We start from the raw sequence: 5,871 nt of genomic DNA on the forward strand, positions 1-5,871 counted from the left end.
CAGCCGAACTGCTCCTCGTAGAACCGCGCCAGCGCTCTCCAATCCTTCGCGATCAGATTCGTGTGGCCGAACTTCGCGCCTGCGATCATCGCATGTCCTCCGATTACGGTTTGCACCACTTCGGGAACGCATTCGAATGGTCGTGTGTCAGGTCTAACTCGTGATTAACTTGAGCCGCGCCTTCGGTAATGAGCTATCCCTGCGCCGTCTGCCCGAGCCTGCCCGGGGACAAGATCATTGTCGCGTGGGGAGAGCGACGCGACTCACACCATATAACTGATGTCTCCCGACGCTGACGGATACGCATACAGCGCATTCCTCACCGCGCTTGCCTTCACCCCGGCGCGCATCGCGAGGGCAAACAGGTTGATGACATCGTCCGCGTGAGGACCGAGGACGTGGGCGCCGAGAATTCGGTCCTCCTCCTCGTCCACCAGCACCTTGTAGCTCGCGTATGCGTTGCCGATTCGGCGAGACGAATACCAGTCCGACATGTCCTCGTGTTTCACGGTGAAGCGAAGGCCCCGCGCCTCGGCGACCTCTTCGCGCAATCCCACCGCCGCCAGCGGCGGAAGGGAGAACACGACGGTCGGAACCGCGCTGTAGTCGGGTTTCCGCTGGTTCCCCTTTAACAGATTCGCCGCAATGACCTCGCCGTCCATGCCAGCGACCGGCGTGAGGGGCAAGCCCGCGCTCGCCGCGCTGTCGCCGCCAGCGTACACGGCCGGGTTACTGACGCTCTGGAGATACTCGTTAACGACGACCCCCCGCGTCTCGGCCCTGACATTGCCCTTCTCGTGATCCAGGTCATCAATCTCGGGGACCCGCCCGGCCGCGTGCACGACCAAATCAGCTTCGTAGGCGTGTTTGTGGGCACCGCTTGCGGCGTGCACGATCAGCCCCGTACCTCGCTTCTCCACCGCCTCCACCGCGGCATTGAGCTCGAGGTTAATGCCGGCGTCCCGCGTGGCTCTTTGCCACTGGTCCACCAGATCGGGGTCGAACCCTTCAAGTGGACGCGTCCCCCGGTGCACAATCGTTGCCTCGGCGCCCGCCCGGGCGGCCACATGGGCGAACTCGGCGGCGATGTAACCTCCGCCGACGAGCACGATACGCCTGGGCAGTGCTTCGAGCTCGAGGAACTGCGTGCTGGTGGTGAGGTGCTCCTCACCCGGGATGTGCAGGGTCTGCGGACGGGCGCCGACCGCAATCACGATGCGACGGGCCGTCAGCGTTCGGTCGCCGACCTGGATCGTCGACGGATCAAGGAACCGCGCAATCCCGTGATACGTGGCGATGCCGGCGTCCCGAAATCCCGCTTCCCGATCTTCGGGGACCGGCTCGGTAAAAGTGCGCTTGAACCGAATTAGCGCCGGCCAATCGAGGCGCAGATGCTCTCCGACAGCGCCTCGGCCCTGCATGCGCCTGTACCAATCGACCACATCCGCGACGCCAACCAGCACCTTCTTCGGATCGCAACCGCGGAGGGCGCAGGTACCGCCGAATGGTCGCTTGTCGATGATCGCCACCGACCATCCGGCCTTGCGACAGGCATAGGCCGGCGTTGAGCCGGCGTGCCCCGTGCCGATCACGACGAGGTCGTACTCAGCCATGGTGATCCTCCCTTGGTGCCCGATTTTATACAGCGTTCACACCTACGGGTACCAGTGTGCGCCACACCCGCACCACTTCAGCCACGCTCCAGGCTTGGGCGATGCACCCCCGAGGCAGATGCGGGGGGTCGCCGTCAAAGATCTCGGAGATGGTGCCGAGGCCCGCGTCGCACAGGTGGGGTGCAAAACTCCGCAGCAGGGCGAGGGCGGCCTCGGGATCCCGGTGCACGCGGTGGTGCGCCTCGGCGTAGGGACCGATGAGCCACGCCCAGACCGAGCCCTGGTGATACGCGCCGTCCCGGCGGGCGACATCGCCCCCGTAGTCCCCGCGATAGGCTGGGTTGTCGGGACTGAGCGAGCGCAGGCCGTATGTGGTGAGCAGCATGCGCCCGACCTCGTCGACCACACCGGCGGCGTCGGCGCCGTCGAGCAGCGGAAACGGGAGGGAGACGGCAAAGATCTGGTTCGGGCGCAGCGTGAGGTCGTCGCCACCAGGGCCGTCCACGACGTCGGCGAGGTGGCGTCGATCCGGCCCGAGGAAGCGGGCGCGAAATGAGGTGTGCACCCGCTCGGCCACGGTCGCATACCGTTCGGCGGCGACCTCGCGCCTCACGGCCAAGAACGCGGCCACGGTCCGCAGCGCGTTATACCACAGCGCATTGATCTCCACGGGCTTCCCGATGCGCGGGGTCACGACCCAGTCGCCAACCTTCGCGTCCATCCAGGTGAGCTGGACGCCCGGTTGCCCGGCGCGGAGCAGGCCGTCCGCGGGGTCCATCCCGATGCCAAATCGCGTGCCCTGCAGGTGCCGCTCCAGGATCTCCCGGAGCGCAGGCAGCAGCTCGTCGACCAGCCCGTCATCCCCGGTCGCCTCATGGTATGCCCGCACGGCCAACACATACCAGAGCGAGGCGTCCGCGGTATTGTATCCGGGGATCGCGCCGGAGCGATCGGGGAAGTTGTTCGGCAGGAGCCCGTCCGCGACAAACCGGGCGAACCCACGCAAGATCCCGGCCGCTTCTGCGGGACGGCCGGTCGACAGGGCAAGCCCGGGCAGGCTGATCATCGTGTCCCGGCCCCAATCATTGAACCAGTGATAGCCGGCGATCACCGTCTTGCCGGCGCCTCCATCCGTGTTCCGGCTGACGAGAAACTGGTCGGCCGCCAGGGTGAGTTGCTGGAGGACACGATCCCCGTGCGCGACGCCGGCGCGGCGCAGAAGCTCCTCCTGCCGGGCGCGTGCGCCCTCAAGGGCCGCCGAGCCCTCCACGACCTCCCCGGCCTCTGCCGTCGCGACGAGGGTAACGCTCTCGCCCGTTTGGAGGGAGGCATGAAAGACGCCGGGGGCGTAGAGGTCCGATCGGTCGTCGAGCCCACGCGCCGCCTCCTCACGGTGCCGGAAGTTCCAATACCAGACGCCGCCGGCGGCGAATCGACCGCCGTCGCAGACGAGCCGGTACGGCACGGCATCGGCGGAGGCGCGAATCATCACCCCACCGGCGACCGCGGCGGCCTCGGGCCTCCATCCTTGCCCCGACCGCAGCGCGTGAAAGTCCCGGTAGGTCACGAGCGGCGTGATCTCGAGGTTCACGGGCTCGGTGCCCCGAACCAGGCGGTAACGGACGTACGTCGTGTTGGCGCCGAGCGCCATCCACACCCGCTTCTCCACCACGGCGTCCGCGAGCTCGAAGTGCCATACCGGGAGCATCCCCTCGAGCAGAAACCCCCGCTGGTATTTGTAACCGGGCGGGTCGACCGTCCCGTCGCCGTACTCGTGCGTGGACAGCGGATAGCGGCGTCCACCGTATCCGGCCCACTCCGCCAAGCCGCCGACGAGCACGGTGCGACCCACGGGCGGGGTCAAGGCCGCCACGAGCAGGCCGTGATACCGGCGGGTGGCGATCCCGGCAAGCGTCCCGGACGCGTATCCTCCCAGGCCGTTGGTGACAATCCACTCGCGCCGGATCCCGGACGGTAGATCGCCGCAGATCTCGCGACCAAAGCGGACGAGCGGGGACTCCAGCACCGTCCCACACGCTCCCGGTCCAATCTTGCGCACCGCTCCCCCCGGCTACCTGCCCTTCGTTTGCTCGAGTAGTTTCGCCGCCAGGGCCGTCTACCCCGTCTGGTGGCTCGCCCAACCCGGGGAGGCCGTGATCGTCGCCTGCGTCGTGGCGACAAACCGTCCGAAATCGAAGCTCACGATGGGAGTGGGCGGCGAGGATAGACTGCCGCTGGGCACGGCCGCTAAGGGGACGCCATCTCGTAGAGGATGCCGATCGCCTGCCCGCCCTTCGCCTGCGTGAAATCCCCGGCAAGCTGTCCCGCGATCGACGCGATCGAGGTTGTCACGATGCCGGCCTGCACGAGGCGGCGGAGCGCCGCGTCCTCGGTGCGTGGGGAGAGTCCGCCACACGCGTCGACGACGACTTGTACCTGGTAGCCGCGGGCCGCGCCTGAGAGCGCCGAGTGCTGCACAATGATCTCGGTGGCGACGCCGGCAACGAGCAGCGTCTTTTTGCCGGTCTGCGCGATGGCATCGCGCGTCGCTGCGTGTATGAACGCATCGGTGGTATTACGAACGTGCTGCGGCAGCGCTCCCAGCGACGCGGCAATCTCCGGGGTGACGCGAGGCTCCCCGCTTTCCCCGGCGGCAGTGGTGAGAATCGCCGGGATTTCGAAGAGGCGGGCGAGCTTCGCGAGCGCGGCCACCGCACGGCGCAGACGGGCCGGATCGTGCGTGGCAGAACGCTCGAGAATCCCCGCCTGCAGGTCGGCGAAGAGGATGACGGCGTTCTTGGGGTCGAGGGGGGCGTAGTTCATCGTGTGTATTCCTCCAGTCGCGCGCGCGCGTCGCGTATCTCTTCCTGAATCTGATCGCCGCTCAGGCGTGACTCCGCCACCATCCAGGCGCCGCCCCCGCCCTATACCACAGCCGATGCATAGTCAGTCGAGATGCTGAGATCTTTCCACTGCCTGTCTGACTCGAGCGTTTGGAGGGCGTGCTGCTCGGCCGCGTTATATGAGTCGCTTCCGAGCAACAGCCGCAGCGGCGGATCGGACAGAGATGCGAGATGCAAAACCGCCGCGGCCGCCTTGGCCGGATCGCCCGGCTGCTTGCCGTTGTAACTGCGCTGAAACCGCACGGTCGCCCCGACGGTCGCATCGTACTCCGGGCGCCCTTCGCGAAGATTCGTGGAAGCGCCCGCAAAGTCGGTGCGAAAGCCGCCCGGTTCGACGATCGTGACCTTTACGCCGAGCGGTCGGACCTCTCTGGACAGCGACTCCGAGAAGCCCTCGATACCAAACTTCGCCGCTGCGTATGGTGCGCGCCCGACCGGCCCGATGCGGCCGGCGATCGATGTTATTTGGATGATGTGTCCCGCCCCGCGCTCACGGAAGTATGGGAGCGCGGCCTTGGTCATGATGATGACGCCGAATAGATTGGTCTCGATCTGTGCGCGGAACTCGGCGAGCGACGTATCTTCGACCGGGCCCACATTGCCGTACCCGGCGTTGTTGACGAGCACATCCAAGCCACCGAAGGTGTCAATCGCCGCATCGACGGCATCCTTGGCCTGCGCTTCTTTCGTGACATCCAGTGAGACAGTTCGTACCCTCTCGCCGAACTTACGCGCAATATCGGTAAGGTGCTCGGAATTGCGGGCCGTCGCTACGACGCGATGGCCGGCTTCGAGAGCCGCCTCCGTGAACGCCCGACCAAGGCCGCGCGAACTGCCGGTAACCAGCCAAACCTGTGTTTTCATGAGCTGCTGACTGCTCATCGTGTAATCCCTTCTGGGCTGAGTGTAGGCGCACCCCAACGTCCATCACTCCTGGCAACGTGCCGGTCGTTGGCAAACGTCCCACTACAGGAAGCGTAACAGATGGGAAGGAAACGGTACGTATCGAAGTTTTGCCTGGCCCGACCCCCGAACAGTGGAGGTAGATCATGGCTCCAGCGGGCTCCCGGAGGCCCATCGCTCCGGAGGAGGGGGACGTCCCATCGCCTGGAGTACCCGTACGCCTTCGGGTCAACGGCACTGACCAGGCGGTGGACCTCGACCCCAGAACGACGCTGCTGGACGCGCTTCGCGAACACCTGCACCTGACGGGTACCAAGAAGGGCTGCGACCACGGGCAGTGCGGCGCCTGCACGGTGCTGATCAATGGCCGGCGCATCAACTCGTGCCTGACCCTCGCCGTCATGCACGAGGACGACGAGATCGTGACGATCGAAGGGCTGGGCTCGCCGGGC

The 5,871-nt window shown here is 66.4% G+C and carries 5 protein-coding genes; 1 reads left to right on the forward strand and 4 read right to left on the reverse strand.

The features are described 5' to 3' along the window. Positions 1-263: 263 nt before the first annotated feature. The 4 genes from VFP86_09230 to VFP86_09245 all read right to left on the reverse strand — a co-directional run bounded on the left by VFP86_09230 (position 264) and on the right by VFP86_09245 (position 5,398). Positions 264-1,613 (reverse strand): NAD(P)/FAD-dependent oxidoreductase, encoded by a 1,350-nt coding sequence (locus tag VFP86_09230; GenBank protein ID HET8999813.1) that lies wholly within the window; start codon positions 1,611-1,613, stop codon positions 264-266. 25 nt (positions 1,614-1,638) lie between these two features. Beyond that, entirely contained in the window at positions 1,639-3,672 is a 2,034-nt protein-coding gene (locus VFP86_09235) for an amylo-alpha-1,6-glucosidase (protein ID HET8999814.1), read from the reverse strand. 188 nt (positions 3,673-3,860) lie between these two features. Further along, on the reverse strand, positions 3,861-4,436 hold the full coding sequence (locus VFP86_09240) for an isochorismatase family protein (GenBank protein ID HET8999815.1): 576 nt from the start codon (positions 4,434-4,436) through the stop codon (positions 3,861-3,863). Positions 4,437-4,537: 101 nt separating this feature from the next. Further along, positions 4,538-5,398, reverse strand: coding sequence for an oxidoreductase (locus VFP86_09245; protein HET8999816.1), 861 nt, complete (start codon positions 5,396-5,398; stop codon positions 4,538-4,540). A gap of 167 nt (positions 5,399-5,565) precedes the next feature. Between VFP86_09245 and VFP86_09250 the strand changes: the two genes are divergently transcribed. Beyond that, the coding region (locus VFP86_09250) for a 2Fe-2S iron-sulfur cluster-binding protein (protein HET8999817.1) at positions 5,566-5,871 on the forward strand (306 nt) is incomplete at its 3' end.

The sequence above is a fragment of the bacterium genome, assembly GCA_035703895.1.
Lineage (GTDB): Bacteria > Sysuimicrobiota > Sysuimicrobiia > Sysuimicrobiales > Segetimicrobiaceae > Segetimicrobium.